At 68.3% G+C, this 26,815-nt stretch carries 21 protein-coding genes and 4 pseudogenes; 15 read left to right on the forward strand and 10 right to left on the reverse strand.

Features of this window, described 5'->3' with window-relative positions; translation table 11 throughout:
* The first annotated feature begins 526 nt into the window (after positions 1-526).
* The 3 genes from ACFCZ1_RS34635 (at position 527) to ACFCZ1_RS34645 (ending at position 2,737) form a co-directional block, all read left to right on the forward strand.
* A complete protein-coding gene (locus ACFCZ1_RS34635; protein WP_376682258.1) occupies positions 527-724 on the forward strand; it encodes a DUF6233 domain-containing protein in 198 nt (65 codons plus the stop codon).
* A 4-nt stretch (positions 725-728) separates the two neighbouring features.
* Positions 729-956 carry a hypothetical protein gene (locus tag ACFCZ1_RS34640; protein WP_376682259.1) on the forward strand — a complete coding sequence of 76 codons (228 nt, stop codon included), beginning with the start codon at positions 729-731 and terminating at the stop codon, positions 954-956.
* A 599-nt stretch (positions 957-1,555) separates the two neighbouring features.
* Complete coding sequence (locus ACFCZ1_RS34645) at positions 1,556-2,737, forward strand: ATP-binding protein (protein ID WP_376682260.1); 1,182 nt, start codon at positions 1,556-1,558, stop codon at positions 2,735-2,737.
* Between the two features lie 460 nt (positions 2,738-3,197).
* Here the strand turns inward: ACFCZ1_RS34645 and ACFCZ1_RS34650 are convergent, their stop codons facing one another.
* The 5 genes from ACFCZ1_RS34650 to ACFCZ1_RS34670 form a co-directional block, all read right to left on the reverse strand.
* Positions 3,198-4,454, reverse strand: coding sequence for a calcium-binding protein (locus tag ACFCZ1_RS34650; protein ID WP_376682261.1), 1,257 nt, complete (start codon positions 4,452-4,454; stop codon positions 3,198-3,200).
* A gap of 683 nt (positions 4,455-5,137) precedes the next feature.
* Positions 5,138-5,728, reverse strand: a complete 591-nt coding sequence (locus tag ACFCZ1_RS34655; protein ID WP_376682262.1) for a hypothetical protein — start codon at positions 5,726-5,728, stop codon at positions 5,138-5,140.
* Between the two features lie 600 nt (positions 5,729-6,328).
* Entirely contained in the window at positions 6,329-6,868 is a 540-nt protein-coding gene (locus ACFCZ1_RS34660) for an ATP-dependent DNA ligase (protein ID WP_376682263.1), read from the reverse strand.
* A 23-nt stretch (positions 6,869-6,891) separates the two neighbouring features.
* Positions 6,892-7,662: a hypothetical protein gene (locus ACFCZ1_RS34665; protein ID WP_376682264.1), complete on the reverse strand. Its 771-nt coding sequence runs from the start codon at positions 7,660-7,662 to the stop codon at positions 6,892-6,894.
* Positions 7,663-7,890: 228 nt separating this feature from the next.
* Positions 7,891-8,643, reverse strand: coding sequence for an ASCH domain-containing protein (locus tag ACFCZ1_RS34670; RefSeq protein ID WP_376682265.1), 753 nt, complete (start codon positions 8,641-8,643; stop codon positions 7,891-7,893).
* Positions 8,644-8,945: 302 nt separating this feature from the next.
* Between ACFCZ1_RS34670 and ACFCZ1_RS34675 the strand changes: the two genes are divergently transcribed.
* Positions 8,946-9,683 (forward strand): dienelactone hydrolase family protein, encoded by a 738-nt coding sequence (locus ACFCZ1_RS34675; RefSeq protein WP_376682266.1) that lies wholly within the window; start codon positions 8,946-8,948, stop codon positions 9,681-9,683.
* A 44-nt stretch (positions 9,684-9,727) separates the two neighbouring features.
* Positions 9,728-9,950 (forward strand): annotated as a pseudogene (locus tag ACFCZ1_RS34680) (transposase); the annotation flags it as partial.
* A gap of 30 nt (positions 9,951-9,980) precedes the next feature.
* On the opposite strand, the pseudogene ACFCZ1_RS34685 reads toward ACFCZ1_RS34680, so the two are convergent.
* Positions 9,981-10,735 (reverse strand): annotated as a pseudogene (locus ACFCZ1_RS34685) (transposase family protein).
* Positions 10,736-10,847: 112 nt separating this feature from the next.
* Between ACFCZ1_RS34685 and ACFCZ1_RS34690 the strand changes: the two are divergent.
* Positions 10,848-11,150, forward strand: a pseudogene (locus ACFCZ1_RS34690) (transposase); the annotation flags it as partial.
* Between the two features lie 262 nt (positions 11,151-11,412).
* On the opposite strand, the gene ACFCZ1_RS34695 reads toward ACFCZ1_RS34690, so the two are convergent.
* Positions 11,413-12,201: a class I SAM-dependent methyltransferase gene (locus ACFCZ1_RS34695; RefSeq protein WP_376682267.1), complete on the reverse strand. Its 789-nt coding sequence runs from the start codon at positions 12,199-12,201 to the stop codon at positions 11,413-11,415.
* 228 nt (positions 12,202-12,429) lie between these two features.
* On the opposite strand from ACFCZ1_RS34695, the gene ACFCZ1_RS34700 reads away from it, so the two are divergent.
* The 4 genes and pseudogenes from ACFCZ1_RS34700 to ACFCZ1_RS34715 all read left to right on the forward strand — a co-directional run bounded on the left by ACFCZ1_RS34700 (position 12,430) and on the right by ACFCZ1_RS34715 (position 16,595).
* On the forward strand, positions 12,430-12,840 hold the full coding sequence (locus tag ACFCZ1_RS34700) for a RidA family protein (RefSeq protein ID WP_376682268.1): 411 nt from the start codon (positions 12,430-12,432) through the stop codon (positions 12,838-12,840).
* A gap of 117 nt (positions 12,841-12,957) precedes the next feature.
* Positions 12,958-14,411 (forward strand): annotated as a pseudogene (locus ACFCZ1_RS34705) (NF041680 family putative transposase).
* A 223-nt stretch (positions 14,412-14,634) separates the two neighbouring features.
* Positions 14,635-15,825 (forward strand): IS110 family transposase, encoded by a 1,191-nt coding sequence (locus ACFCZ1_RS34710; protein WP_376682288.1) that lies wholly within the window; start codon positions 14,635-14,637, stop codon positions 15,823-15,825.
* 137 nt (positions 15,826-15,962) lie between these two features.
* Positions 15,963-16,595, forward strand: a complete 633-nt coding sequence (locus tag ACFCZ1_RS34715) for an HAD family hydrolase (protein WP_376682269.1) — start codon at positions 15,963-15,965, stop codon at positions 16,593-16,595.
* A 225-nt stretch (positions 16,596-16,820) separates the two neighbouring features.
* Here ACFCZ1_RS34715 and ACFCZ1_RS34720 read toward each other — a convergent pair whose 3' ends face one another.
* Positions 16,821-18,155 carry an alpha/beta hydrolase gene (locus ACFCZ1_RS34720; RefSeq protein WP_376682270.1) on the reverse strand — a complete coding sequence of 445 codons (1,335 nt, stop codon included), beginning with the start codon at positions 18,153-18,155 and terminating at the stop codon, positions 16,821-16,823.
* Positions 18,156-18,223: 68 nt separating this feature from the next.
* On the opposite strand from ACFCZ1_RS34720, the gene ACFCZ1_RS34725 reads away from it, so the two are divergent.
* A complete protein-coding gene (locus tag ACFCZ1_RS34725) occupies positions 18,224-18,841 on the forward strand; it encodes a TetR/AcrR family transcriptional regulator (protein WP_376682271.1) in 618 nt (205 codons plus the stop codon).
* Positions 18,842-18,846: 5 nt separating this feature from the next.
* Here the strand turns inward: ACFCZ1_RS34725 and ACFCZ1_RS34730 are convergent, their stop codons facing one another.
* Entirely contained in the window at positions 18,847-19,212 is a 366-nt protein-coding gene (locus ACFCZ1_RS34730; RefSeq protein ID WP_376682272.1) for a hypothetical protein, read from the reverse strand.
* A 940-nt stretch (positions 19,213-20,152) separates the two neighbouring features.
* Positions 20,153-20,794 (reverse strand): TetR/AcrR family transcriptional regulator, encoded by a 642-nt coding sequence (locus ACFCZ1_RS34735; RefSeq protein WP_376682273.1) that lies wholly within the window; start codon positions 20,792-20,794, stop codon positions 20,153-20,155.
* A 93-nt stretch (positions 20,795-20,887) separates the two neighbouring features.
* On the opposite strand from ACFCZ1_RS34735, the gene ACFCZ1_RS34740 reads away from it, so the two are divergent.
* From ACFCZ1_RS34740 to ACFCZ1_RS34755, 4 genes are all read left to right on the forward strand, one after another.
* Entirely contained in the window at positions 20,888-23,725 is a 2,838-nt protein-coding gene (locus tag ACFCZ1_RS34740) for an amino acid permease (protein ID WP_376682274.1), read from the forward strand.
* The gene (locus ACFCZ1_RS34745) at positions 23,722-24,558 is read left to right on the forward strand and encodes an SDR family oxidoreductase (protein WP_376682275.1); all 837 of its coding nucleotides are present in this window, start codon (positions 23,722-23,724) and stop codon (positions 24,556-24,558) included. The genes ACFCZ1_RS34740 and ACFCZ1_RS34745 overlap by 4 nt, the downstream gene beginning before the upstream one ends.
* Before the next feature lie 180 nt (positions 24,559-24,738).
* Positions 24,739-25,353: a response regulator transcription factor gene (locus ACFCZ1_RS34750; protein WP_376682276.1), complete on the forward strand. Its 615-nt coding sequence runs from the start codon at positions 24,739-24,741 to the stop codon at positions 25,351-25,353.
* A gap of 924 nt (positions 25,354-26,277) precedes the next feature.
* Entirely contained in the window at positions 26,278-26,745 is a 468-nt protein-coding gene (locus ACFCZ1_RS34755) for an XRE family transcriptional regulator (protein ID WP_376682277.1), read from the forward strand.
* Positions 26,746-26,815: the final 70 nt, after the last annotated feature.

Here is a 26,815-nt window from a genome sequence, read left to right on the forward strand (position 1 = left end):
ACAGTTCCAGGCACGTGTCAGCCACTACAAACGACGCGGTCACACACCGCCAGAAGCCAACAAACCGTCACGGCAAACACCGTTGCAGTACTAGAACGCTCAGGGGCCAACTACAGCGGTGAGCCGGCGGGGCACTCGCACAAAGAATCGAATACATGATGGAATGGAGGGATCCCCGCACCGAGGAGCAGCGCCATGACCTCCCCCGTCCCCGCCCCGGCTCCAACGTCCAGACCCCAGGTCGCCACCTGGTCCCCCCTCACAGACCGGCTCATGCGCCCGGTGCGGTTCGCCACGTGCGCAGCCCCTGCCAACCCCTTGTGCGAGGCGTGCAGGGCCGCGCGGCGGGCGCATTACGGGAGCTGAACCGTGTTCGTCCTGCCACCCGACCTGCCCCGGCTGCGGGCGCTGGTCACCTACCTGCGCGGCGAACTCGGCCGGGCCGAACACGCCCTGGCCACGGCCGAGGAGCGCGATGCCCTTGCCGCGGCCCGGCGGCCGCCGAAGGAGCCCCCCCGCGTGGCTGATGAAACGCGGGATCGGAGGCGGCCGGCGCCCGGCCCGTGTACACACCGGGGACTGCTGGGACACCGGCAACCGCTGCGCCCCCGCCGGCCCCAAGCAGATCCGGCAGCTCCTGGCCGAAGGCGTACCCGCATGCCCCCACTGCCGGGGCCCGACACCGCCCTCGGAGTGCTGGAGTGACCGGGCACCGGCAGGGTGAGGGGATGAGCCCTGCCCCGCGTGTAGTCGTCTATCCGCCGGACGCCCAGGGCGGCCGCCGCGTCCGCTGCGACGGAGAGATCCACGGCCGCGCCCTCGGCCCCGCCGACCTCCTCGAATTCCTGCGCCGGGCCGGCCTCGACCCCGACACCGTCCGCCTGGACGATCCACTGCTCATCGAGTGGCGCGGCGGCGGGCCCACCATCTGGAGCCCCGACCCCGACGAGCAGTAAGCGCAGCGGTGCGGGCCACCATCGGGTTTCGCTTCGCTCTACCCCGAACGGTCCGCTCTGCGGACCGGGGTGACCCCGTTTCACGGGGACTCAGCCTCCAGCCCGTTGGGGAGTCCGCTCCGCTCCCGCCCTCGTCCTTCCGGCTCACCTCCAGGACGAGGGCCCCGCTTCACTGGCCCGGCTGCCTGCCACAGCTTCTCCGGCACAGCCCGGACGGGCGGGGGACCGGCCCGCGAAAGGATGCGGACCTTTGCCGTGCCACTCGTGGATCCTTCCCCGAGCGACATCGTCTTCGACGTCCTTGCGGACGAGTCGCACCCGATCGGAAAATCCGCTGGGAAAGGCCCTTCGGGCCCTGCCGAGAATGCCCCTCGCGCGCCTCCGGCGGGGCCTTCGCACAGCTCCGCTCCCAGCGACGTCCCCCCAGAACCGTGGATTCGGCAAAGCCGTGGACGCGGCCACCTGGAACCTCGTCACATGCGGTCTGACCTGAGGTTTTACGTTCAGGTATCTAGGATGGACATGCACGGCCGACGGCGTGGAACCAGCGTCTGCCCCTTCGGTGACACCCACTCACAAACATGAAGGAAGGGTGCTTCATGACCGAGTCCGGCAACCCCAGTCAGCCCGCGAACGTAAACGAATACACCGGCATACACATCCAGGTACTCGAGGACCGTGAGGCAATACGCAGGCGCCCCGGCATGTACATCGGCTCGATCGGTGAGCGCGGCCTGCATCAACTGGTGTACCAGGTCGTCTCTTACGCCGTCGACGAGCACCTGGCCGGCCACGCCGACGTCATTGACGTCACGATCACCGCGGACGGCGGCATTCGCGTCGCGGACAACGGGCGGGGCCTACCCGTCCCTGCAGAAGAACCCACCGGCAAGTCCGCAGTCGAACTCGAACTGACGGAGCTGTCCTTCGGCTCCAGGCCCCGCAGCAGGTACGGGGTCTGCGGCGGCCTCAGCGGACTGGGCCTGAGTGTGGTCAACGCGCTGTCGAGCCGTCTCACGGTCGAGGTCCACCGAGACGGCCACCGCTGGACCCAGGAGTACGAGAAGGGCACCCCGGTCACTGCCTTGACGAGGCACGAGGAGACGGACGAGCACGGCACCACGATCGCGTTCCTGCCCGACGCCGACATCTTCGAGACCACCCGGTACTCGTTCGCCACGCTGTCAGAGCGCCTCCAGGAACTGGCCTTCCTCAACCAGGGCCTGGCCATCTCACTCACCGACGAGCGGCCGGTCCACTACCACCACGCGGACGGCCTTCGGGCCTACGTCACCCACCTCAACCCCTACCCCCCGAGTCTCGTCCACTCCCCCGCCATCGGATTCGAGTCGGAGAACGAGGACGAGACGATCTTCGTGCAGGTCGCCATGCAGTGGAACACCCGGTCCCCGGGAGAGCTCCGCTCCTTCGCGAACAGCACCCGCACCCATGAGGGCGGCGCCCACGAACAAGGCTTCCGAACCGCGCTCACGGACCTCGTCAACGACTACGCGCGCCGGCAAGGCCAGCTGTCCGCAGACGACGAGGACATCACGGCCGAAGCCATCCACGAGAGCCTGACCGCGGTCGTCTCCGTAAAACTCACCCATCCCGTCTTCGAAGGCTCCACCAAAACCAGGCTCAGCAATCCCGAAGCCAACGCTTACATCCAAAAGGTCGTCCGCCAACACCTCACCCACTGGCTGGACCACAACCCGAACGAAGCCGCGGCCATCATCCGCCACATCCTCAACGCCTCTACCGGACACAGGAAGCAGTGACGAAGGACTTCCCGCTGGGGAGGAGAAACACCTGGAGGTCGCTGCCACGGACAGCGACCGAATCGCCGGGACACTGAACGAGAACCGGGTGGATCGCGGGCGGCGCCGCCACCGTGCTCACCGTCGGCACCCACTGGGCCGTGCGGTGCCTGAGGCAGTTCGGCCCGCTCCCCCACCATGCACTCCCACGATCAGACCGGTACCCGAACCGGACCCAGCCTCGACCCCGGCGCAGCTACATGCATTAGAAGCACCGATTCCATGACAGTGAGACACCTGGTGATGTACCGGCCTGTGACAGCAGCAGCCCACCCCTGCATCACTTCCATGTCAGTGACGTCCACACCATCAGCGCATGTGACCAGTATGAATCCAGCAAACTAACGATCCGTCACTGACATCGCCCCACTGACACCAAACCGGCACATCGCAGCCGGGGCCCGCTTCTGGTGATCGTTGGTCAGGTGTTGCAGCCGTTTCCGGTGGTGGGGTTGGTGCAGCTGTTGTGGCCGGGTCCGCCGTCGTTGGTGTTGGTACCGGGACCGCCGTTGAGGGAGTCGTTGCCGGGGCCGCCGTCGTTGGCGTCGTTGCCGGCTCCGCCGGACAGAGAGTCGTTGCCGCTGCCGCCGATGAGGGAGTCGTTGCCGCTGCCGCCCTCGACGCGGTCGTTGCCGTTGGCGCCATCGACGCGGTCGTTGCCGTTGGCGCCATCGACGCGGTCGTTGCCGTTGGCGCCATCGACGCGGTCGTTGCCGTCACCGCCCGTGAGGGTGTCGTTGCCGTCGGCGCCGCAGATCAGGTCGTTGCCGCCGCGGCCGTCGACCACGTCGTTCCCGGCGAGCGCGAAGATCACGTCGTCGCCGGGGGTGCCGGTCAGGACGTCGTTGCGGTTGGTGCCGGTGATGGTGGCCGTGGCGGTCGCGCAGGTCGCCGGGGCCGGTTCGTAGGTGATGGTGACCTGGGCCGGCCCGGTGGCGGGTCCGGGGGTACCACCGACCGGGACGAGGTTCGACCCGCCACCGCCACCACCAGGACCTGCCGTGGCATCGCTGTTGATTTGGCCGCAGCCGCCGCCTCCGCCGCCTCCGAACCAGCCGCCTCCGCCGCCGCCTCCCCCGAAGCCGGTGCCGCCGGTGCCGCCGGCGCCGGCCGTACCGGCGGTGCCGGCGGTGGTGGGGTTCTGCGAGCATGCGGCTCCGCCGGTGCCGCCGGTGGTCTGGGTACCTCCGCCACCGCCGCCACCGCCCTGCGGTCTGTCGCCGCCATCGCCTCCGGTGTTGCCGGCGTCCCCGCCGGTGGCCTCGGGGACCTGGAAGTCGCCGATGGCGGAACCGTAGCCGCCGCCGCCTCCGCCGCCGGCGACGATGAGGCGGGGGTCAATGCCGGGGCTGCCGGTCAGGGTGCAGCCGGAGGCGGCCGAGCTGCAGGTGCGGACGTCGCTGGAACCGCCGCCGACGCCGCCCACGAAGTTTCCGGTGACTGGTCCGCCTCCGGTGTTGACGTTCACGAACAGGGTGGTGCCCGGGGTGGCGGTCAGGGCGCCGGTGACGGTTGCGCCGCTCCCGCCTGTGCCACCGTTGGGCGCGTTCTGGCCTGCGGCGCCGGTGGCGGTGACGGTCAGTTGGGTGACGCCGGCCGGGACGGTGAAGGGCTGGTCGGCGCCTGCGTTGAAGGTGACGGTCACGGGCGCAGCCGCGGCGGGCGTGGCGGTGGGCACCACCAGCAGCGCTGCCGGCAGAACCGCCGTGGCGAGCAGGAGAGCGGCACGCCGGACGGGGCGCCGCGGCCGCCTACCCCCGGCACCGCGTTGGAATACATCATGTTGCAGGATCAGTTTCACGATCGGTGCTCCTCGGCAAGGGCCGCGGCACCCAGGACGCGCCACGGACGTCGGCTGATACTCCGGCCCCTGCGCGGGACCGTCCGACGATCAAGCCACACCCCTCCGGTCCGGCCCCCGGAACACACCGTCACACCGCGCCGCGATCCACCGACCGGCCGCAGCCCGTACCCGAACCGGCGCACACCCCGCCTCGTATGATGCGTCGGGCACTCTGCCGAACTCCCTGGCACCACAGGCCAGCGAGCACTGAGCTTGTCCTACCTTCCAGCACGGGCCCCTGCCGGTCGTTCGGATCACCGCTGACCACCCTCACAGTCGCCTGAAGATCAGCAAGCTGCCATTGCCGTTCGGAAGCGAACGGCAATCAGACTCCACACCTCTTGTGGTAGCCCCGCCACCTGCGGAAAGAGGCTCAGACACAGCTTCTGAGAGCGGCCCTTACAGGTCCCGCTCCCCACAGTCGCTATTGCACTGCCTTGTTCATGAGAACGGGCTCTGGCTCAACTCGCCCTTGATGTCCCGCGCTACGCCGGCCGCGGAGGTTGTGGTGCGCACCGTTACCTGTCCTGCGCGTTCAGGAGCAGGACCAGGGCCTTGGAGCGGGTGGTCCCGAGCGCGGTAGCCACCGCTTCGGCCGGCATCCCGTCGTCGCACAGCGCGCCGGCGGTCTCCCGGCCGACCCGGGCGGCGATCCGCTCCAGCACACCCGCGGCGCGCATCGCGGCCAACGGCGCGTCCGCGGCGGTGGCGGTCAGCTGCCCGGCCATCTCGACCAGGAGCGCGGCCAAAGGCTCGGGCAGCGGCACGGCGGCGTCGCGGACGACGGACAGGTGCGCGGTCCAGTCCGCGAGCGGTCCCGAAAGGTCGACGTCAGCCTCGTACAGGGGCTGGTCGCCGATCGTGTCCCAGTCCAAGGGGTACTGAGCCGCGCTGCGCCATCCGCACGCACACACCGCCCGCAACGCCTCCGCGCGCGGGCGGCCGGCCCGGCCATCGTAGGCCGACCAGTGCGTAGTCGAGGGCACGTGAGGACCGCTCCCGACATCGCAGTACGCCGGACCCGGCTCGCTGCCACCGACCAGCACACCCACCGCGCCCGCGTGCGCGTACCCGAAATCCACCGTCCACCAGTCCCACTCCACCAGCACACCGCCCTCTCCCACATCCCTGCCGACAGGCCGGCCGGATCCCGTCTGCGACCCTGCCCCGCCCACGTATGCGGCCACACCCGGAAGGGCCCAACAACCGGTGCGGTTGGGTACCGGGGCCCCCGCAACACAGCACTGCTGGAGAGCGAGCCGCGGCTGCCGTCTCTCCGGAGGAGCCGGCGCGGCTGCGTAAGGCGGCCGGCCGGTGTCACCCAGGCCCGGCTCGCGGCTGTGTGAAGACGCCTCAGGGGTCAAGTGTGCAGAGTCGTTTCTGCTGAGGCGCCTTGATGCGCGCGTGGGCGGATGTGCGCGGATGCGGCAGGTCTGCTTCCTTGCGATTCGGCGATCTCCGGCGCACTTGGTAGGTCATGTCCCGCTCAATGCGCCGGGTAGGCGCGGTAGAAGCGCACCCATTCCGGGAGAGTGTCCGGGGACGCCAGGTATTCGGCGATGTCCGGCGCGACCTCGGTCATGAGGGTGTTCCTCTCGGGACGCGCGGAGCAGACAGCTCAGGGTGTCCCATGACGGGGTGGCCGCGGGGCTTCTCTGCGGATTCCATGCCACTGTTCGACCAGGGACCGTTTGCGCGCGTGCGGCAGGTCAGCCCGCGACTGCGGCCGGACCCCCGCCGAACCGGGGTACGTCCTCCACGCTCGCGTCCAGGCGCAGGCGCACGTACCGGATCGGATGCCGGTAGACGCCGCCCCGGTCGATGGAAGTGTCGGTGCTGATATCCGCGACGAGGTCTGGCTGGACGAGGGTGGTGTCGAGGACGTCGCGGGTGCCCCATGCCGAGGAGAACTTCGCGCCGGTCCATGGGTGGCCGGTGGCGGCCGGGGTGAGGTGCTCGGCGAGCTCGCGGGCCGCGTCGGGGCGCAGCGGGACGGTGCGGCCGATGGGGCGGAGGCGTCCGGTCGGGTCGTGGTGGCCGAGGATGAGGAGTTGGGGGCGTGCGGGGGTGCCGGTGATGGCGCCGATGATCGCTTCGGTGGTGCTTCTGCGTCGGATTTTGGTCCAGGCGCTGTCGCGGGCTCCGGGCCGGTAGCGCTGGTTGAGGGCTTTTGCGACCAGGCCCTCGACGCCGGTGACGTCTGTCCAGTCCTCCAGCCGCTCGCTGGCCTTGTCCGGGTCGGTGGTCATCGGGCACAGGGTCCACGGGGCGGTCAGTGCGCGGGCCGCGAACAGGACCTCCAGGCGTCTGCGGCGCTCGGCGTAGGCAGGGCCAGCAGCTCGATACCGTCGATCTGCAAGGCGTCGAAGGCGATGAAGAACACCGGGGTCTTCGCAGCGAGCGCGGTGGCGGTGCGGCTGCGGGCGGCGGCCAGGCGCTGAAGGGCTTCGAAGGACAGCCGACCGGCTGCGCTGTCCCAGCAGCTCGCCATCGAGATCGTCTTCGACCGCGAGAAGATCTTCCTCACCCCTACGCCTACCGGTAAACCTACGCGCAGCGTCACGCAGAAGCGGGGGTACCGGTCGACGTGCTCTGCCAGCTCATGGACCACCGGGACTTGTCGACGACACAGCGCTACTACCGGGTCGGCGACCAGCGCCGCCGCGAAGCCGTCGACAGGGTCACCAGCATGCAGTTCGACCGGCACGGCAGCCGCGTCGGGTGCCAGGCCCACCTCGTCCTTGACTCCGAGCACGCCCGGCGGTGCATCGGGGAGGTCCAAGTCTCCTACGGGCTGTGCATCGAACCGACCAACGTAGCGGCCGGCGGGCAGGACTGCCCCGTCCGGTTCAGGTGCCGGATGACCAACCCCATGATCGACGGGAAGCGGGCCGACTCGGCCCGACGCCGCGAACGCGTCCTCAAGGCCCTCGATACCGCGGTGAAGGCCGGGGGTGACATCACCGTCTCGGGGCTCGCCCGCGCGGCCCGCGTCGACCGAACCTTCCTCTACCTCCACAAGGACCTGCTCGAACGTGTCCACTTCGCTGCTGGCACCGCGGTCGAGGACGGACGAATGGCAGCAGTCAGCCGGGTTTCGCTCCAGACCGACCTCGCGAACGCGCTCGAACGCGGCCAGCGACTGGCAGCACGGGTTCGCCAGCTGGAGAACCGACTGTCGTCTCAGCTTGGCGAGAGTGTCTGGGCCGATTCCGGGCGCCGTCTTCTTCGCTGCTTCGGTCGTCCCAGTCGTCGCTGGTGCCTCCGCGGTTTAAGCGGCGCCTGTCTTGCCGTTGACCTGGAAGGTGATTACGTCGACTTCGTCGGTTCCCGCCAGATCTGGGTAGTGGCCCTTGAGGCCTTCCCGGAGTTCGGTTGCGGTCGTCAGCCCCTCGGCTTGGGCGTCCTGGTTGGTGAGGTCGCTGACCAGGCAGTGCCTGATGCCGGTCACCTCTGCCGGCAGGACGACTTCGGGGTCGCTTTCAAACACCAGCCGTGCCGGCCCGAGCTGGGCCGGGTCCCGGAAGCGGGTGGTCTTGGTCTTGGCGCCAGAGCGGACGTCTTCAAGGTAGCGGGGGTTGAACCGGATGATCGGGGGACCGGCCGTCTCGGGGTCTTGGTAGAGCGATGGGTCGAGGCCGTTCATGCCTTCCGGGGTCCATCGCTGAGTCAGCGGCATCAGGTCGGCGGCGAGAACGGACCTGGGCCCCGCGGGCGTGGGCACGATGACGCGCATGGTGGGGTAGTAGTCCACGAAGACCTGCCGATCGCGCCCGCATGGGCCGATGACCCCCCGCCCGTGGTTTCCCACGGCAACGATGCAGCGCATCTGGCGGGCGCCCTGGGCTCGTGCGGCTCCCAGAGCCACGAGTTCGGCGCAGGGTCCGCCGGTGAAGTGGTAGAGGTTCACGCCAGCGAACATCCGGTAGTCGGCGGCCATGACCGCAGCCCCCATCGTGTGGATCCCGTCTTCGTCGGGCCCGGCGTCCGTATGCGCGTCTATGGTGCGGCGTGCCAGCTCCACGAGCTCACGCTCGTCATTATCGAGAGCTCGTGCAGATGACGGTACGTACACGTTTTCAGCCTTCCCTTTCGTCAGCGGTCACCAAGATCATTCCACGCCATGCAGGTGGGCTCCACGGGATTTCGGCTTGCCTTGACTGGGCCCCTACGGTGGTCCCGTGGGCAGGGATGGAGCGCCCTGGCTGAGGCTGGTCGTGGTCACGGACGACGATCCCGGGCCGCGACACAAGGGACACGCACGCCGTTCTGCCAGCGGCAGAACACCGACCGAACCGGGCTCGACGATCACTACAGTCCAGTCTCATGACGACGATCATGACGCGTACGGTCGAGTACCCGGCGGACGGTTTGACGATGATCGGACACCTCGCGCTCCCGGCCGGTGTCGACCGCCGGCCCGCGGTGCTGCTCGGACCAGAGGGCATGGGGCTCAGCGACGTCGAGCGCCGCCGGGCCGATGCTCTCGCCGGGCTGGGATATGTAGCGCTGGCCTTCGACCTTCACGGCGGGCGCTATTTGGGCGACCCCGAGGAGATGCTGGCCCGTTGCCTGCCGCTGCTCGCTGATCCCGACCGGATGCGGGGCATCGGTCATGCGGCACTCGACGTGTTGCGCACCGAACCGCGGACCGACCCCGACCGGATCGCCGCCGTCGGCTACGGCACCGGGGGTGCCGTGGGGCTGGAACTCGGGCGCGGCGGCGTCAGTCTGCGCGCGATCGGGACAGTCAACGCACTGACCACGGGCCGACCGGGCGAGGCAGCGCGCATTTGCTGCCCGGTGTGGGCCGGGGTCGGGTCGGAAGACCCGATCGTGCCGCCTGCGCAACGGAACGCGTTCACCGCTGAGATGCAGGCCGCGGGCGTCGACTGGCGCCTCGCGGTCTACGGCGGCGCCTTGCACGCCTTCCATCACCCGCCGGTCGACCACCCCGTGGTCCCCGGCGTCGGCTACCACCCACAGCACGCGCAGCGAGCCTGGCGCGACGTCGTCGACCTGCTCGCCGAGTGCCTGCCCGTGACGGAGGATCTGGGGGCATGACCCAGGCAAACAGCCTGGCGCCAGGTTTGGTCCGCATCGGGCCCCGGGGCGGGCTGACCACGAAGATCCACCTCGCCGCCGACGGCCGCTGCCAGCCGCTGGCCTTCGTACTCACGCCCGGCCAGGCCGGTGAGCCCGGCGTTCCCCCGGGTCGTGGCCGCAATCCGGGTCACGAGGCCGAAGGGCAGGCCGGGAACTCGCCCGTTGATTGTGCTGGCCGACAAGGAGTATTCGTCGCGCGTGATCCGCGAGCTTCTGCGCAGACGAAGGGCTTGCGTCAAGGAGCCTTTTCCAACCTCATGTTGCGGCGTGGTGAAGGACGAGTACGGCCTTGACGATGTCGGTGATCCGGTTGGTGCTGCAACGGAGCTTTCGCAGGAGGCGCCAGCCCTTCAGGACGGCCATGGCCTGCTCGCCGACGCACCGGATCTTGGCGTGGCTGCTGTTGTGACGTCGCTTCCATCGCTTCAGCCGGCGGCCCCGGAAGGGGACTCGGATGTGCCGACCGGCGCCTTGGTAGGCCTTGTCCGCCCAGCATTTCAGTCCCGCGGCGGCGAGCGCGTCGACGATCCCGTGGCTTCGGGCGGCCGTCAGGTCATGGGTGGAGCCTGGCAGAGCGGCCGAGGCCCAGAGCAGTCGGCCGAACGGATCGGTGAGGACCTGCACATTCATGCCGTGCCGTTTGTGCTTCCCCGAGTAGTACGGCGTGTCGACGCGATCCGGTCGATCGGCAGCAGGGTGCCGTCCAGGATCACGAACGCCTTCGTCCGGGCCGTCTCCATCGCCTCGTCCAGGGACGGTGCGAGGACGCACAGGACTTCGATCGCCTCACGTATGTACCGGTAGACGGTCGCGATACCGATCCCGAACCCCGCGGCGAGCTGGGCATAGGTGTCACCGCACCGCAGATGGGCCAGGGCGAGCAGGGCCTGGCGGCCGGCGGGCAGTCGCCGCCACCGTGTACCGAGCTCCCGCCGCCTCGCGGTGAGCTGTCGCGTCAGATGCCGCAGGGTGCTGCTGGACAGATCGATCGAGGACGGGTAAACAAGCACGCGAAGCTCCTGGCAGACACGGGTGATCTTGGTCGAGAACCCCTCTACCAGGAGCTTCGTCGTTGCGTACAGCCCTTGACCCCCAACAGCCCGGCATCGCGATCAGGTTGGAAAAGGCTCACTGTTCCGGCTAGGGCTGATGCACCCGGAGATCACGATCGTCTGGGCCGACTCCGCCTACGCCGGACAGCTCGTGACCTGGGCGAAGAAGTACCTGAACCTCACGGTCAAGACAGTAAGCCGGCCCAAGGACGCGAAGGGATTCGTCGTCCTGCCCCGCCGCTGGGTCGTCGAGAGGTCAATCGCCTGGGTCATGCACGCCCGACGTCACGCCCGCGACTACGAACGGCTCATCCAGCACTCCGAGTCGCTCATCACCTGGGCCGCGATCACACTGATGACCAGGCGAATCACTCACCGCACATCCCGCCGGACCGGCCAGCCCGCCTCACGCGAGGCCCAGCGGGACTGACCACGGTCACCGCCGCGAACACGGTCGGCAACACCACCCGGCCCGGCCCGGGCTCCCGGCCGGGAGCCCACTTTCCCACGAACTCCCTTGATGCCGGAGACAGTTCAGTCTCCGAGCCGCGGAACGGCTCTATGAGTGAGAAGTGAGACCAGTCGGCAGGTGAGTTCTGACTCAAGTGACGGGTGGTGGTGGGAGTATCCGGGTGCTACTCGGCCTGCAGGACGAAGAACAGGAAGCACAGGAAGCGCGGCTTGGCCGCGATGACTTCGGGAAACAGCTCGCGGGCGGCAGGATCAGGATCCGGCTCGCTGATGACGGTAATCCGGAAACCGGCCCCGATGAAAGCCTCGATCATCGCGTGCAGCGGCCTGTGCCATCTGCTCACCAGGGCGGTCTGGCCGCCCATGGTCCACTCTTGGGTCCAGTAGGTGGTGTCGAAATAGTTGTACTCGCCCTCGCGACCGGCCTCACGGTGTATGAGGTTGATGGCAAAGGGATGGTCGACAGACACGATCAGCCGACCGCCGGGCCTGAGTATGCGTCGCAGCTCGGCCAGCGCCGGCCCCCAGTCCTCCAGGTAGTGCAGCACCAGGGACGCCACTACATCGTCGAACGTGTCATCAGCGTAAGGAAGCGGGTCACCCAGGTCGGCCACCTGCAGGTCCGCACCGCCGCCGAATCGCCGCCGGGCCAGCTCCAGCATCCCGGCACTCGAGTCGAAGCCGCTCACGATGGCACCACGGTCGCGCAGCGCCGCGAACAGGGGACCGGAGCCGCAGCCGGCGTCGAGGATCCGCCGGCCGGCCACGTCTCCGACGAGGGCCAGCATCGCGGGACGCTCGTAGTAGCCATTGTTGAGGTTGGTTTCATTTTCGGCCGTGTACGCCTCGGCGAAGCTGTTGTAGTCGTTGACCTTTGGCGGATCCACAGTCACCGCGGACGGCGAGGTGAGCCCGGTGGTACCTGCGTGGTCGTGGTGCTCGTTCGAGATCATGGTGCGGGAGACGTGTGCTGCATCAGTTCGGTTCCTGACTGCTCCCGACCATCTTCACAGCCTTGAAGATCCAACAAGCCGTTCCTTTAAGCGTCACGACCACCGCTATGTCATGTCGGCCTCAGGAACAGGCACTGAGCTTGTTCTTTAACCTCACGTCGCTGCGGAGTGCTTGCCGGTGGGGAAAATGCGGTGCGTGCTGGCACCACGCTGGTCAGACTCGCTGACATGACTGAGAAGATCACCCGCATCAACCCCGAGCAGCTGCATGAGACACCCGGCTACCACCACATCACCGTGGTGGAGGCAGGCCGTACCGCCTATCTGGCGGGGCAGTGCCCGCTTGATCGGAATGGTGACCTCGTCGGTTCCGGTTCCCTCGAGACGCAGGTCGACCAGGTTGTCGCGAACGCGCTCACTGCCCTGGCAGCAGTGAGTGCCCAGCCTGAATATGTGGTGCGGTCAATGATCTACGTGCGAAGCAATGAGAGGGACATTCTCGGAGCCGCATGGCGTCGGCTCACCGAGTCTGCCCTGGGTCCGGCATTCACCACCGCCAGCACGCTCTTGGGCGTCGCCCAGCTGGGCTTTCCGGGACAGCTCGTCGAGGTGGATCTCACCGTGGCGCTGCCTGACTGACTTCGAACGGCGTATCGAACTAGGTAGCCCAGCTGGGCATTCGCGGGACGCTGGGGCGGCCTTCGTCTGATCATGTGCTCCGACCAAGGTGCACCGATCGAGACGAAGGCCGTGAAGGTGAGTCTGCCGCCTGACGCCGGTCCCGGGGAAGCGTTCGCGCAAGCGTCACGCTTCCGGGAGGAACTATTCGACTGCCTGACCGTGCGCGGGGACGAGCTGTTCGAGCTCGTGGACGCGCTGCTGTGCGCGGAGGGCCCGGTGACCTCGCCGGTGGAACTGACGCTGGTGGCCGAGCACCGGCGTGGGCACGGCGCGATGTACGAGGCGCTGAACCACGGGAAGTGGACGTACCCCGGTTGCGGCAGGTGCTGGCCGGTCTGCCGATGCCGCGGGCCGCCGACGGGCGCCTGGTCCTGGCCGTCGACGTCAGCAACTGGCTCCGCCCCGACGCGCCGACCAGCGCGGATCGCCTGTTCTGCCACATCTACGGCCGCAGCGGACGGTCCTCGGAGCAGTTCATCCCCGGCTGGCCGTACTCGTTCGTCGCCGCCCTCGAATCGGGCCGGACGTCCTGGTGCCAGCTCCTGGATGCCGTCCGCCTCGGACCCGAGGACGACGTCGCCGAGGCCACCGCCTCCAAGCTCCGCCGGGTGGTCACCGACCTGATCGAGATGGGCCGCTGGCACGTCGGCGACCGCGACATCCTCATCGTCTTCGACGCCGGCTACGACGCCCCACGCATGGCCCACCTCCTCAACGGCCTCCCGGTCGAGGTGCTGGGACGGATGCGCTCCGACCGCGTCATGCGACGGCCGACGCCCTCGCTCAAGGAGTACGCCCTGGCCTACCCCCAGGGCGGGCGACCGCCGAAGCACGGCAAGGAGTTCCGCTTCGCCAAGCCGGACACCTGGGGCGAGCCGGACGCGGCCACGACGCAGGTCACCGACCGATACGGCACCACCCGCGCGATGGCCTGGGACCGTATCCACCCGCGCTTGACCACCCGCTCCGCCTGGATCGACCACACCGGCGAACTCCCCATCATCGAGGGCACACTGATCCGCCTCCAGGTCGACCGGCTGCCCGGTGGAGGAGACCCGCTGCCGCTCTGGCTGTGGTCGTCCGCCACCGGCCTGAACTGCGAGGACGTCGATGTGCGCTGGCAGGCATTCCTGAGGCGCTTCGACCTGGAGCACACCTTCCGGCTGATGAAACAGACCCTCGGGTGGACCCGCCCGAAGCTGCGAACCCCCAAGGCCGGCGAGCGCTGGACCTGGCTGATCATCGCCGCCCACACCCAGATCCGCCTTCTGCGCGAGGCCGCCGCCGACTTGCGGCGGCCGTGGGAGAAGCCCGCCGAGCCCGGCCGACTCACCCCGGCCCGAGTCCGCCGGGGGTTTCGGAACCTCCGCCCGCACCTGCACTGCCCGGCCCGCGCGCCAAAACCCTCAACCCCCGGACCTGGCAGGCCATTTGGCTCGAAAAACCGGCGGCCCGCCACCCGTTACGACGTAGGTAAAACCGTGAAACGACCAGAGAGTATCACCGAACGAAACCGACTCAAACCATAAAGAACAAGCTGAGCTTGTCCTACCTTCCAAGCGTGGGTTTGAGCCGGTCATTCGTAGGATCGGCAGGGCCCAGGGGTTCGGGGTATGGCTGTGAGCTTGTCGCCGTTGGATGGCTCAAAGAACTTGGCCGCCCTGAACCCCGCGACGACTCGACCGCCAATTGGGATAAGCGACTCGATCGCTTCGTAGGACAATCTTGGACGACGAGCTGGCGGAGGTGACCGTGCCCCAGATCTGGGCCGGAGTGGACATCGGCAAGGAACATCACCATTGTGTGGTGATCGACGCGCACGGCGAACGCCGGCTCTCGCGGCGGGTCCTCAACGACGAACCGGCCCTGCTCGAACTCATCGGGGACGTGCTCGCGCTGTCCGAGGAAACTCTCTGGGCGGTGGACATCAATTACGGTGGCGCCGCCCTGCTCATCGGGCTCCTGCTCAGCCACGGCCAGCCGATGGTCTATCTCACCGGCCTGGCCGTGCACCAGGCGTCGGCCGCCTACCGCGGCCAGGGCAAGACGGACGAGAAGGACGCCTTTGTCATCGCGGACCAGGCCCGCATGCGCCGCGACCTCGGCCTGTTGCGGCCCGGCGACGAGAAGGCCGTCGACCTGCGGATCCTGACCACCCGCCGCACCGATCTGGTCGGTGACCGCACCCGGCAGATCAACCGGCTCCGAGCCCAGCTCCTCGAGATATTCCCGGCGCTGGAGCGGACTCTCGACCTGAGCAACAAGGGGCCCGTCATACTCCTGACCGGCTACCAGAGTCCGGCTTCGATCCGCCGCAGTGGTGCCAGACGCATCGGAACCTGGCTGAAGAACCGCAAGGTCAAGAACGCCGACGCCGTCGCCCAGGCCGCGGTCGACGCGGCCCATTCCCAGCACACCGAGCTGCCCGGGGAGAGGCTGGCAGCCACGATGGTGGCCCGTCTCGCGAAGGGGGTGATGGCCCTCGACGCTGAGATCGCCGAGCTCGACTCTCTCATCGAGGCCCGGCTTCACGAGCACCCGCGCGCCGAGGTGATCCGCAGCCTGCCCGGCATGGGCGCCCTACTCGGCGCCGAGTTCATCGCCGCCACCGGCGGCGACATGGAAGCCTTCGGCACCGCGGACCGTCTTGCCGCCTTCGCCGGCCTGTCCCCGGTGCCACGTGACTCAGGCCGCGTCAACGGCAACATGCGCTTGCCCCGCGGCTACCACCGCGGCCTCCTGAGGGCCTTCTCCCTTTCCTCGATGGCCAGCTTCAGATCGTGCCCTGCCTCGCGGACCTACTACTGGCGCAAGCGGAACGAAGGAAAGGGACACAAGCAGGCGCTGCTGGCCCTCACCCGCCGCAGAGCCAACGTTCTCTGGGCGATGATCCGCGACGGAGCGTGCTACCAGCCCTCACCATCCGTCACAACAGCCACTTGACATCGGCATTGGGAAGTTCCTTGTCTTCCGGCTGTCTCGTCCCATGCAGCTTTACCTCCATCACATCTGGCGTCTCCAGTTCGCAGGTCAGGGCAAGGTCACGTGAGACCGCGAAGGCGCTGTGCTATTCAAGGGCAGTGACGACTTCCAAGATCCCTAGTAGGCCGTTCGATGCGGTGCTGTGCGACCTCGACAACGTGATCCGCTTCTACGACACGACGCAGCTGGCGAACCTGGAGCGTGGTGCGGGGCTGGCGGAGGGTGCAACCGGAAGGGTTGCGTTTGCCCCGGAGATAGACCTGCCGCTACTCCTCGGCGCGATAACCAAGCAGCAGTGGGTGGAGTCCATCGTGGTCGGCCTCGCCGGTCAGGTGTCGGAGGTGCAGGCGCGCGAGCTGGGTACCGCGCTAGCCGAGGCGCCGTTCTGGGCCGACGAAGTTGTGGTGGCCATGCTTCGTCAGGTGAGGGCTCACGTGCCCTTGGTGCTCGTGACCAATGCGACCGTGGAGCTGGAGGACGATTTGGCCTCGTTGGGTCTGTCGGATTTCGCAGACCACGTCGTCAGCAGTGCCCGGGTGGGGGTGGCCAAGCCAGACCGGAAGATCTACGAGATCGCGGCCGAGCGGGTGGGTGTCGACATGAACCGGTGCCTTTTTGTGGATGACCGGCTTGAGAACGTCGAAGCTGCAGTCGGGCTCGGGATGACCGGCGTGCACTACTGCGGACCTGCCGATCTCCGTGGGCCGTTGGGCTTCATGCTGGATAACTGAATCCATCCGTGAGCACTCGCCGGCTATGCCAGGTGAACGACGCGGCGACAGCGCCGGTACGTCCATCCAGGTCACGGTGCTGGGGCCACCGAAAAGATCGAATGATACGGGGCAGCGCCTCGAATGGTGTCTCCAACTAAGAGGTCGTCCTTGGCTGTACTTCGCGCAGGGCCCGGGCGGCTTCGAGGGTTCGCCCGCCGTTGCCGGTGACGGGCTGCAACGTCTTCATTTGTGGTCGCGCAGGAAGGTGGGGATCTCGTCGGGGGTCGGGTGGTTCGGCAGAGGGGCTGGCTTGTCCTGGAGGAACGCAGTGATGACGGCGGCGGCCCGGTCGTTGTTGTCGTCGAGGCCGTTCCACATGTGGTGTCCGACTCCGGGCATGTACTGCGTGCGCTGGATGGCGGGGTCATTGGCAAGGATGGCGGTCGCCCATTGACGGACCTGGGAGGAGCATTCGGCGATCATCAGCATCGCGGGGGTCCGGGACTGCCTCAGTAGCAGTGCGATGGAGGGCGAGTCCTTGACTGTCTGCTGGATGCGGAGGCTGGCGGCGGGGCTGAAGGAGAAGTTCTGTGCGGTGTCCTCGGTGGGGATGCGGTGCGCGTCGCGCGCGCAGTAGGCGGATGCGGTGTCGCTGCCGAGGTCTGCGGCGGTGAAGGCGTTGTCGCCTTCGGCCTGTCCGATCAGTCCGGTGTCGGGTGTGAGGAGTCCGAGTCGCATGAGGCCGAATGCCACGGCGTACCGGGGGACGTGCGTCGATCGCGGTCCGGTCGGGGCCGGGGCGAGGCCCCGTGCGGATGCGCGGCCCTTGTGCCCGGTGATGTGTGCGGTGGGGCCGTCCATGGGCCCGGGCTCGGCGATGATCGCCCGGTGCAGGCGTGCGGCGACGGAAGGGTCGGCCAGGGCTCGGGTGAGCACGACTCCGCCTCCGGAGAATCCGAGGATGTCGACCTTGCCCTTGTCCAGGCGGTCGACGAAGGCGGCGAGGTCACGGACCGACCTGGAGATCGTGTACTGGTCCATGGAGAGCAGGTCGCTTCGTCCGCCACCGGCCTGTTCGTAGGCGTAGACGTCGTAGCCCTGTCGTGCCAGGAGTCGCAGAAAGCGGTGGTCTTGCACCGAGATGCCGCGGACGGGTCCTCCGTGGAGGTACACGAACGGGACGGGTTGCCGGGGGCCGGGGTTCGCGGGCGGGTAGTGATACACCGCGACCCGGCTGCCCGTGGCCAGGTTCCAGTGCTGAGTGGAGACGAACGGCAGCGCTGGCGGGTACCGGCGGGCCGTCGGCACGGTCGGGATGCAGACCGTCGCCGTCAACGCCGCCGCGACGACCACAGGCAGGAACGGCACGAGCCGCGCCGGCCAGGTGCGGTGCCGACGCCGCCACAGCGCGAGGACAGTCCCGGTCCCGAGGGTCGTCAACCACGCGGCGAGCCCCGAACCTGCCCCGTCCGTGAGGGCGATCAGTGCGAGGAGGACGACCACCAGCGCCGCGACGGCGGCCAGGGCCAGCAGTAAGCGTCCGGTGAAGCGGACGAGACGTAAGACGGGCGTGGGCACGGCGGACCTCCGACAGTTTCAGAACGCTGTTTCAAAACGACGTTATCAAAGAAGGTAGGCTGCTGACCGTGGGTAGGCCCAGAACAAACGACGAGGCCGTCAAAGAGCGGCTTGTGGAGTGCGCGACCGTGATGCTCGCCACCCGTCCGCGGGAGTCGGTCACGGTCCGCGCCGTGGCCGCTGCCGCCGAGGCGTCGACGACGGCGGTGTACTCCCTGTTCGGCGGGAAGGACGGGCTGATCGGTGCGGTGCGCGACAGAGCCGTCACCGGCCTGTTCCAGGACCTGTCGGCGGTGCAGACCTCCGCGGCCCCTCTCGCCGACCTCTACGCGCTGGCCGTCGCCTACCGTCGTTGGGGGCGCGGACACAGCCACCTGTACACGGTGCTGTTCGGTGGCGTGCAGTCCTTCGACCCGTCGGGGGAGGTCGGCGCCAGTGACCCGATCCGTCCGCTCCTCGCGGCGATCGATCGCGCCTTGACGGCGTCCGTCCTCGCCGGCGACGCAACGGCGATCGCCCTGTCGATATGGGCAACCCTGCACGGGCTCGTGACTCTCGAACTGGCCGGGGCCCTCGACGCCACCACGGCCGAGGCCGCATTCCGCTCCTCGATTCACGCCACGCTGCGCGGATGGACGACCGCGGAGGTGTTCCGCAGTCTTCGCCAAGCCGAACATGCTCGGTGACAGGATCAGGGCCGGTAGCCGAGCTCTCCCGATCCTGGCTGAAGCAGTGGTGCGTGGTCGGTGAAGACCGGCATTCCAAGGTCAACCAACTGCGGCCGGCCATCGGCCGGAGCCCGTTTGAGGCTGTTGAGCTTGGCCATCGCGGCGTCAAAGCTGACTTGAAGTCCTTCGACCTCGCCGAGCCAGCCGTTGGCGCGGGCCTCGGATGCGCTCGCGGAGGTTCTGGATGATCTCCAGGAGGCGGGGCCGCTGGCGCGGATCCATCTGGAGAACCGGGCACCGGCCAGACGGCGGTGCGTGCGCTCCAGACGGGCGACCTCACGGCGCAGCCCTTCACGGTCGGAGAAGAACAGCCGCTTCCCGCTGTCCATGGTGTGCTCGATACGCCGCCACGGGTGCGCGCGGTAGGCCGCCGGGCACCGACCGGACCGCACAGCCGGAAGAAGGGCATCGCCGACGGCTTCACTCTGGCGGGCGAGGCGCAGAGTGCTCGGGCATGGTCACTCTGGCAGACCCGGAATCGTTCGTGTCCGGACGGCCCGATCCGCGTTCCTGTTCGGCCCGTCCAGCGGACTTCCTCTTGGGCGGACCCTGTTCAGCGCCGTACGCTTCAGTCGACCGGCCGCACCAGGCTTTCCCCCGCTCTCGGGCGGCCGGTCACACCCCGGGATCCCACCCCATGCCCCGGAGGCAGGCTTCCCCGGACAAGCCAACGGGACGTCCCCTGATCAACATGTCGAGCGACCACGGACGCCGAGTCTGCGGAGGAAGCCACACCGACCGAGGTGAGTGGCGTAGAGCGGATGCCGAGGGTGTCGAGGGTGTCGAGTGGTCGCCCGCTCCTGCCGACGTCGCTGGGATGTACCGCGTGAAGGAGGCCGACACACCACGTCGGACCCATCTACTGCCGACAGGGCACCTCTTCGACGCGGTGGTCAGCCGGTACTCAGCCCCGGAGTCCTTCGACCTACTGGTGCGCCGGGAGGCATCGGTCGGCACCTCGTAGTGGACCGTGCATCACAGCAAGTCGACTTCCTCTGGGCAGAGACCGCGGCGCACCGTGCGCAGCCGCCGTCGCTCCTTCGGGTCGCCGCAGTCACCCACCGTACGCAGGGATCAGTTCGCCCTCGGAGCCATCAGCGCCGCACCGCCCGTGTCCCCGCGATGCCGGACCCGGAAATCCTTGTGCTTCGCCGCGCTGCGGTGGGGCCAGAACCGTCTCCGGCTGTGATGGGGACGCGAGCGGGGATTCGGACTTGTCGTGCGCGACGCGTCGGCTGCGGACGGCTGTTGCCGGTCCGCTGTGCGGGCTCAGGACACGTCGGATGTCTCCGGCGTATCCGGCACCGAGGGTTTCAAGAGGTCGTGCGCCAGCCTCAGCACGGCATCGACATCGGTGTTGTCGGGATCGGCGAGCCATGCCAGAACGAGTCCGTCGAAGAGAGCGGTGATGAACTGCCCGACGACGGGGACGTCGGCAGGCAGCTGCACACCCGTGGCGTTCGTCCAGGAGGAAATGGTCCCGGTCCCCAATTCGCGGTAGGCCGCGTACTGCTTCCTCGCGACATGGACGAACTCGGGTTTCCGCAGCGCCCACGTCGTCAACTCGTACGGAAGGATCTGGCGGCCGCGGTCGTCCTGCTCGATGACATGGAAGGCCGCCCGGAGGCGGTCGAGCAAATCGTCCCCGCCACCGGCCGCCCCGGTATCGGCCGCCTCGGCGACGGCGGTCGAGATGGCGTCGAGGTCGGCGAGGAGAACCTCCTCCAGGAGTTCGTCCTTGTCCGCGAACCAGTAGTGGACGAGGCTGCCGGGCACCCCCGCCTCCTCCGCGATCCGGCGGACGGTCGCCGCCGCGATTCCATCCCTGGCGATGACGCGTGCGGCAGCTTGGATGAGCTGGGTGCGCCGACCATCGTCGCGACGTCGGCTCGGGTTGCGTGTCTCGGCCATGGCACCAGTCTCGCACAATTTGAACAGGTGACCTGAATACTTGACCTGAACGCTTGACCTAGTCAAACTCGGCGCAGACGAAGGGAAGTTGCGATGGCGAGTGGGACGGGTGGCCGAAAAGCCCGGGGCGGGGCGAAACTGAGCACTGGGCGAGTGGTCTTCCTAGTGATCGCGGCCGCGGCACCGATGGCCGCGATGGTGGGAAACGTTCCGCTGGCGATCCGATACGGCGACGGGGCTGGACTGCCCGCCGTCTACCTGATCGCTTTGGCCGTGTTGTTGTGCTTCTCGGTCGGCTATGCGGCGATGAGCCGACGGGTGGTGAACACCGGCGCCTTCTACACCTACATCGCCCGTGCCCTCGGCAAGCCGGCCGGTGTCGCGGCGGCCTACGTTGCGGTCGTCGCCTACGTCGCCCTGACCATCGGCATGGTCGGCGCCTTCGGCTACTTCAGCAGCCTGGTCCTGGCAAGTTCCGGCGTCGGTCTGCCGTGGTACCTCTACAGTGCCCTCGCGCTCGTGCTGGTGGCCATACTCGGCTACCGCTCAGTGGACCTGTCGGCCAAGGTGCTAGGTGCTCTGATCGCCGCCGAGTTCGCGGTGCTGGTGGTTTTCGACGCGCTTGCCGTCGGGCACCGGGGCGCGGCCTCCTTCCCGGCCGCCTCGTTCTCCGGTGCGCACGTGCTGTCCGGGTCGATCGGCATCGCGCTGATGTTCGCGTTCTTCAGTTTCATCGGATTCGAGTCTGCGGCCCTGTACGGCGAGGAAACCAGCGACCCGGAGCGCAGCATCCCGCGCGCCACCTACATCGCGGTTACCTCGATCGGCCTGTTCTACGTACTCACCTGCTGGATCGTCGTCGGGGCCGCAGGCCCCGACCAGGTCGTGCGGCTGACACGGGAGCAAGGAGGCGAATTCGTGTTCGTGCTGCTCCAGCAGTACGGCGGCGGCCCGCTCCACGACATGGCGGCGGTCCTCATGTGCACCAGCCTGCTCGCCGGACTGCTCGCCCTTCACAACGCGTCCAGCAGGTACCTGTTCGCGCTCGGGAGGGAGGGCGTACTGCCGCGCCTGCTCGGCCGCTACCACCCCCGCCACTTCAGCCCGCACGTGGCGAGTGCGGTCGTCAGCATTCTGTCGGTCCTGGCCACGGGCGTCGCCGCTTCATCGGGTGCCGACCCTTACGCCGTGTGGGTACCCGCGTTCATCGGTGTCGGGACGCTCGGGATCGTCGCCCTGCAGGCGGGAGCGTCCGTCGCCGTGGTCGCCTTCTTCTGGCACCGCAGCGACCGAGACCTGTGGCGCTGCGTCATCGCACCGGCGATCGGCGCGGTCGGCCTGACCACCGCATTCGTGCTGGCCCTGCTCAACTACCCGACGCTGACGGATTCGACCGACCCGGCCGTCAATGCCAGCCCGGCGGTTCTGTGTGCCGCCGCCCTCGCAGGCACTGTCGTCGCGTTGCTGATGCGCCGTCGGCGGCCCGCGACGTACGCGGCTCTTGCGCAGTCGAAGGTCCGATCCCGTCGGCGGAGCACCACCGCGGAGACTGTGGCCTACACGCGACGCTACTGCTTGGTGGGTGCGGGGCCGGCCGGCCTGGTGATGGCCCGTGCGCTCATCGCCGAAGGCGTGCCCTTCGACTGGTTCGAGCGTCACTCCGACGTCGGCGGCGTCTGGGACATGGACAACCCCGGCAGCCCCATGTACGACAGCGCGCACTTCATCAGCTCGAAGTACACTTCGGGATTCATCGGTTTCCCGATGCCCGGGCACTACCCGGACTACCCGTCCTGGCAGCAGATCCGCGACTACATCCGCGACTTCGCCGGCGCCTTCGGGCTCTACGAGCACGTCACCCTCGGCGTGGCGGTGACCCGCGCCCAGCCCCTGCCCGGTGACCGCTGGGAAGTCTGTCTCTCCACCGGCGAGACCCGCACCTACGACGGGCTCATCGCCGCCCCGGGCGTCACCTGGCACCCGCACACCCCCGACTTGCCGGGAGCCGGCAGCTACACCGGTGACCTGCGGCACTCGGCCACCTTCCGGGGCGGCGCGGAGCTGCGGGGCAAGCGGGTCCTGGTAGTCGGTGCCGGCAACTCCGGCGTGGACATCGCCGTCAACGCCGCCGTCCAGGCCGAGAAGGCGTTTCTCTCGTTGCGGCGCGGCTACCGGTTCGTGCCCAAGCACATTTACGGCCTGCCCACCGATGCCGTGCTCGCCGGCGTCCTCGACCCGCCACGCGGCGTGAGCCTGCCAGACGACCCCGCGCAGCTCGTGGACAGCCTCGTCGGTGACCTCACCCGGCTCGGCCTGCCCGCCCCCGACCACGAGCTGCTGACGACTCACCCCATCATGAACACCCAGGTCCTGCACCACCTGGCGCACGGTGACCTGACCGCCAAGCCCGACGTGACCCGGCTGACCCCCACCGGCGCGGTCTTCGCCGACGGCACCGAGGAGCAGGCGGACGTCATTCTGCTGGCGACCGGCTACCGCTACCTGCTGCCGTTCCTCGACCCGGCCCTGCTCACCTGGAAAGACGACCATCCACAGCTGTATCTCAACATCTTCTCCCGCGAGCTGGACAGCCTCTACGTCCTAGGCCTCGTCGAATTCGCCGGTGGAGCCTACGCCCGCTTCGACGAGATGGCCCAGACGGTACTCATCGACATCCGGGCCCGCGAGACCGGCGTACACCGAGCGGCATTCATCGCGCTCAAGAAGAACGACCAACCCGACCTGCGCGGCGGTGTCGCCTACGTCGACAGCCCTCGGCACACCAGTTACGTCAACATGGCCACCTACGTCTCCTACCTGGCCGACCTGCGCGACCGTTTCGAGTGGGCCGATCTCGACGAACGGACCTACCAACCACTGCGGAGTCACGCGGCGCGGGCCGGCTCCCCGAAAGCAGGAGCCGCCTCGTGAAACGCACTTTCTGGGACGGCCGGCATGTGGTCCTGACTGGGGGCACCAGCGGCATCGGTTTGGCCTCGACGGAGCTGCTGGTCGAGGCGGGAGCCCGCGTCACGGTGATCGCCCTCGACGGTGCCGACGCCGAGACGCTGCGCGGCAGGATGCTGCCGAACGCGGTGGTCGCGCCTGGCGACGTGTCGGACGTCGACGCCGTCGCTGCGGCGCTCGACCGCGGTCGGGCCGCTCACGGTCCGATCCGGTCGGTCATCACCTGTGCCGGGATCACCAAGCCGGCGTACTTCCACGAGTTGACCGACAGCGATCTGCGGCGGCAGATGGAGATCAATTACTTCGGTACCCTGCACACGATCCGGGGTGCACTGCCCGACCTGATGAGCGGCCGCGGTGCGAGTGTCACGTGTGTCTCCTCGGCAGCCGGGCTGGTCGGCGTGTTCGGCTACGGCGCCTACTGCCCCAGCAAGTTCGCCGTCCGCGGCCTGTGCGAAGTCCTCCGCCAGGAGTACCGGCCACATGGCATCACCGTCACCGGTGTCTACCCGCCGGACGTCGACACCCCGATGCTCGCATGCGAGCAACCCCTCAAACCACCAGAACTGCTCGCCCTGTCCAATGGCGAAAAGCCGCTCACCGCCCTCGCCGTGGCGCGCGCCATGCTCAAGGGAACCGAGTCCGGCCGGGCCAGCGTCGTCCCGGGCGCCAGCACCAAGGTCATCAGGTGGGCGGCCGGCGCGGCACCGACTCTACTAAACCGATACGTCGATATGACGATCACCCGCGCCCGCAAGGACGCCGGCAGGCAACGAGCGGGCCTCGGCATTCCGTAGCGAGGTGCTCGCCCTGCCCCTGTGAGGGCGGCGATCTCCGCGCTCGGCAGCAGCCGGGTGGGCGGGACGGGTGGGGCTCGTCGGGAGGCTCGCCGCCCACCGTCCGCGAGGTGATCCGGGTGAACCCGGTCTCTCCCATTTCCGACATCTGACGTTTCAATGCACCCTGTAGGAGCAGGCATGAGCTCGGTGCTTGTGGCCGTACACGCTGCGGATCCGCTGACCAAGGCTGGTCTGGAGGCATGTTTGGGAAAGAGTATCCATGTCACCTTGACGGCTTTGGGGGAAGCCGAGACCGTGGTGGCCGCGGTCAGCACGGTCGACGCCGCGGCGCTGGACCTGCTGCGCTGTCTGCCCGCACCGGAGCGGGCCCGGTTCGTGTTGGTTGCGGACGGCGGCTGGTACGCCGACCCCGCCGCTGTGGCGGAGCATCGGGTGCGAGCGGTGCTGTGGCGGTCGGAGGTCGATGTCACGACGCTGGTACGTGCGGTGCGCGCCGTTGCGGTCGGGCAAGCGTGTCTGCCGCCGGTCGTCCAGGGCCGACTGCTGGATCAGCTCGAATACGTCCAGCGTGAGGTCCTCAGCCCCAAAGGCCTGACCGCCTCCGGGCTCAGCTGCCGGGAGATCGACGTCCTGCGCCTGGTCTCGGAGGGCATGACCCTCTCAGAGATCGCCGTCAAACTGAGCTACTCCGAGCGCACCATCAAGAACATCGTGTCCGCCGTCATGATCCGCCTTGGCCTGCGCAACCGAGTACAGGCGGTGTCGTATGCCATCCGCGCCGGCCTCATCTGACCGGCGGCTCGGGCTCCGCCACCACGGAAATTGACCGGAGGGTCACCCGGTGTGGCGCCGACGGTGGGATGAATCGCTACCCCTTGCGTCATCCCGCTGTCATCGGCGCTTCCGGCGTTCCTTCGTTGCAGGCTGATCCGTCCTTCCCGCTTGGACAGGCACGGCGGTGCTGTCGAGGCATGCCGGCGGAGTGAGCGACCCACACATTCGGGCGGGCGGACGAGGCGGCGGTCGACTACCTCCACCCTCGTTCATGTGCCGCTGCGTGACGCCCATGGGGAACGCGATCCCGCGTTTCGTACGCCGGATGCCTGCGGTCGTGCCCAGAGGGGACGTTCAGCCTTCCCATCCGGCCCCTTACGCGGCCGACTGCTCACAGGCCCCGGCGGGGCCCCGTACTGTGTTGTCCGTTCGGCCACCCCGAGTAGCCCTCCCCCCGGTCTCGGGAAGGCCGCGTCGGCCCCCGGACCCAACCCTGGCCCGGGGGCGCCAACCCAAGTGCAACGTCGCGCGAACAGCATGCCGGGCGACCTCGGCGCGAGCAGCGCGGCATGTCGGCGGGGAGACACAAAAGCGCGTTCTCGTCCTTCCCCAGCCGTTTCCGTCTTCGGGCCGGTCGAGGGTGTCGCACGAGTCTGTTCCCGCAGGGCGGGAGGGGCCGCCGGACGTGCTCACGGAGGTGAGATGCCATGCAGAGGACAGCCGAGAGGGGCATCGGGTGGCCGTGCGCTGCCGCCGGCAGGGCATCTCTTCGACGTTGTGGTGATCAGCCAGCGCATCGGTTTGAAGACGTCAATGGCCATGGCCCCATGGCCGCACCAGTCAAGGAAGCACCGAACAGTGAACCGACCGCCCTTCTCCGCAGTCAACGCCCAGTCAGCACGGGAGCGTCTGGGTTTCTCACCCCAGCAGGTGTCAGATCAGATGAACGTGTTCCAGGCTCGCGTCGATCCCGATTTGGTGATCGCCTGGGAAAGTGACGCCTACCGCCCCACCGAGCAGCAACTGTTCGCTCTGGCGGACGTACTGTGGTGCAACACCAACGAATTGATGGGCATTGAGAAGCCTCGTACGCTCGGGCAGCATCGGTTGGCTCGACGGTTCAGCGTGACCGTGCTGGCCCAGAGCATCGGAATGGACGCCTCTGAGTACGTGCGGGCGGAAGAGCGGAACCGGTGGGCTGGCAGCCGCCGCCAAACGCTGCACCTTCTACGCGCTTTGAACATCTCCTTGCACCAGCTGGCGGATGCCACCAGCCAGTCACACGCCCTTGGCGCCGCGCCCTCCTTAACGGGCCGGAAGCCGAGATGGAGTCGCCTGTGGCCGGGGAAGCCGGCCTCACCGGCTGCCGCTGCCCACGATCGGGTGGCCAGGTCCGCGGAAGCCGGATGAGGGAGTCCGAGGTTCCAAGTGGCGGCGGACGACCCGAGATCGCTTGATCTCGGCGCAAAGATGGTGACGG

The organism is Streptomyces sp. NPDC056224, assembly GCF_042267665.1.
Taxonomy (GTDB): domain Bacteria; phylum Actinomycetota; class Actinomycetes; order Streptomycetales; family Streptomycetaceae; genus Streptomyces.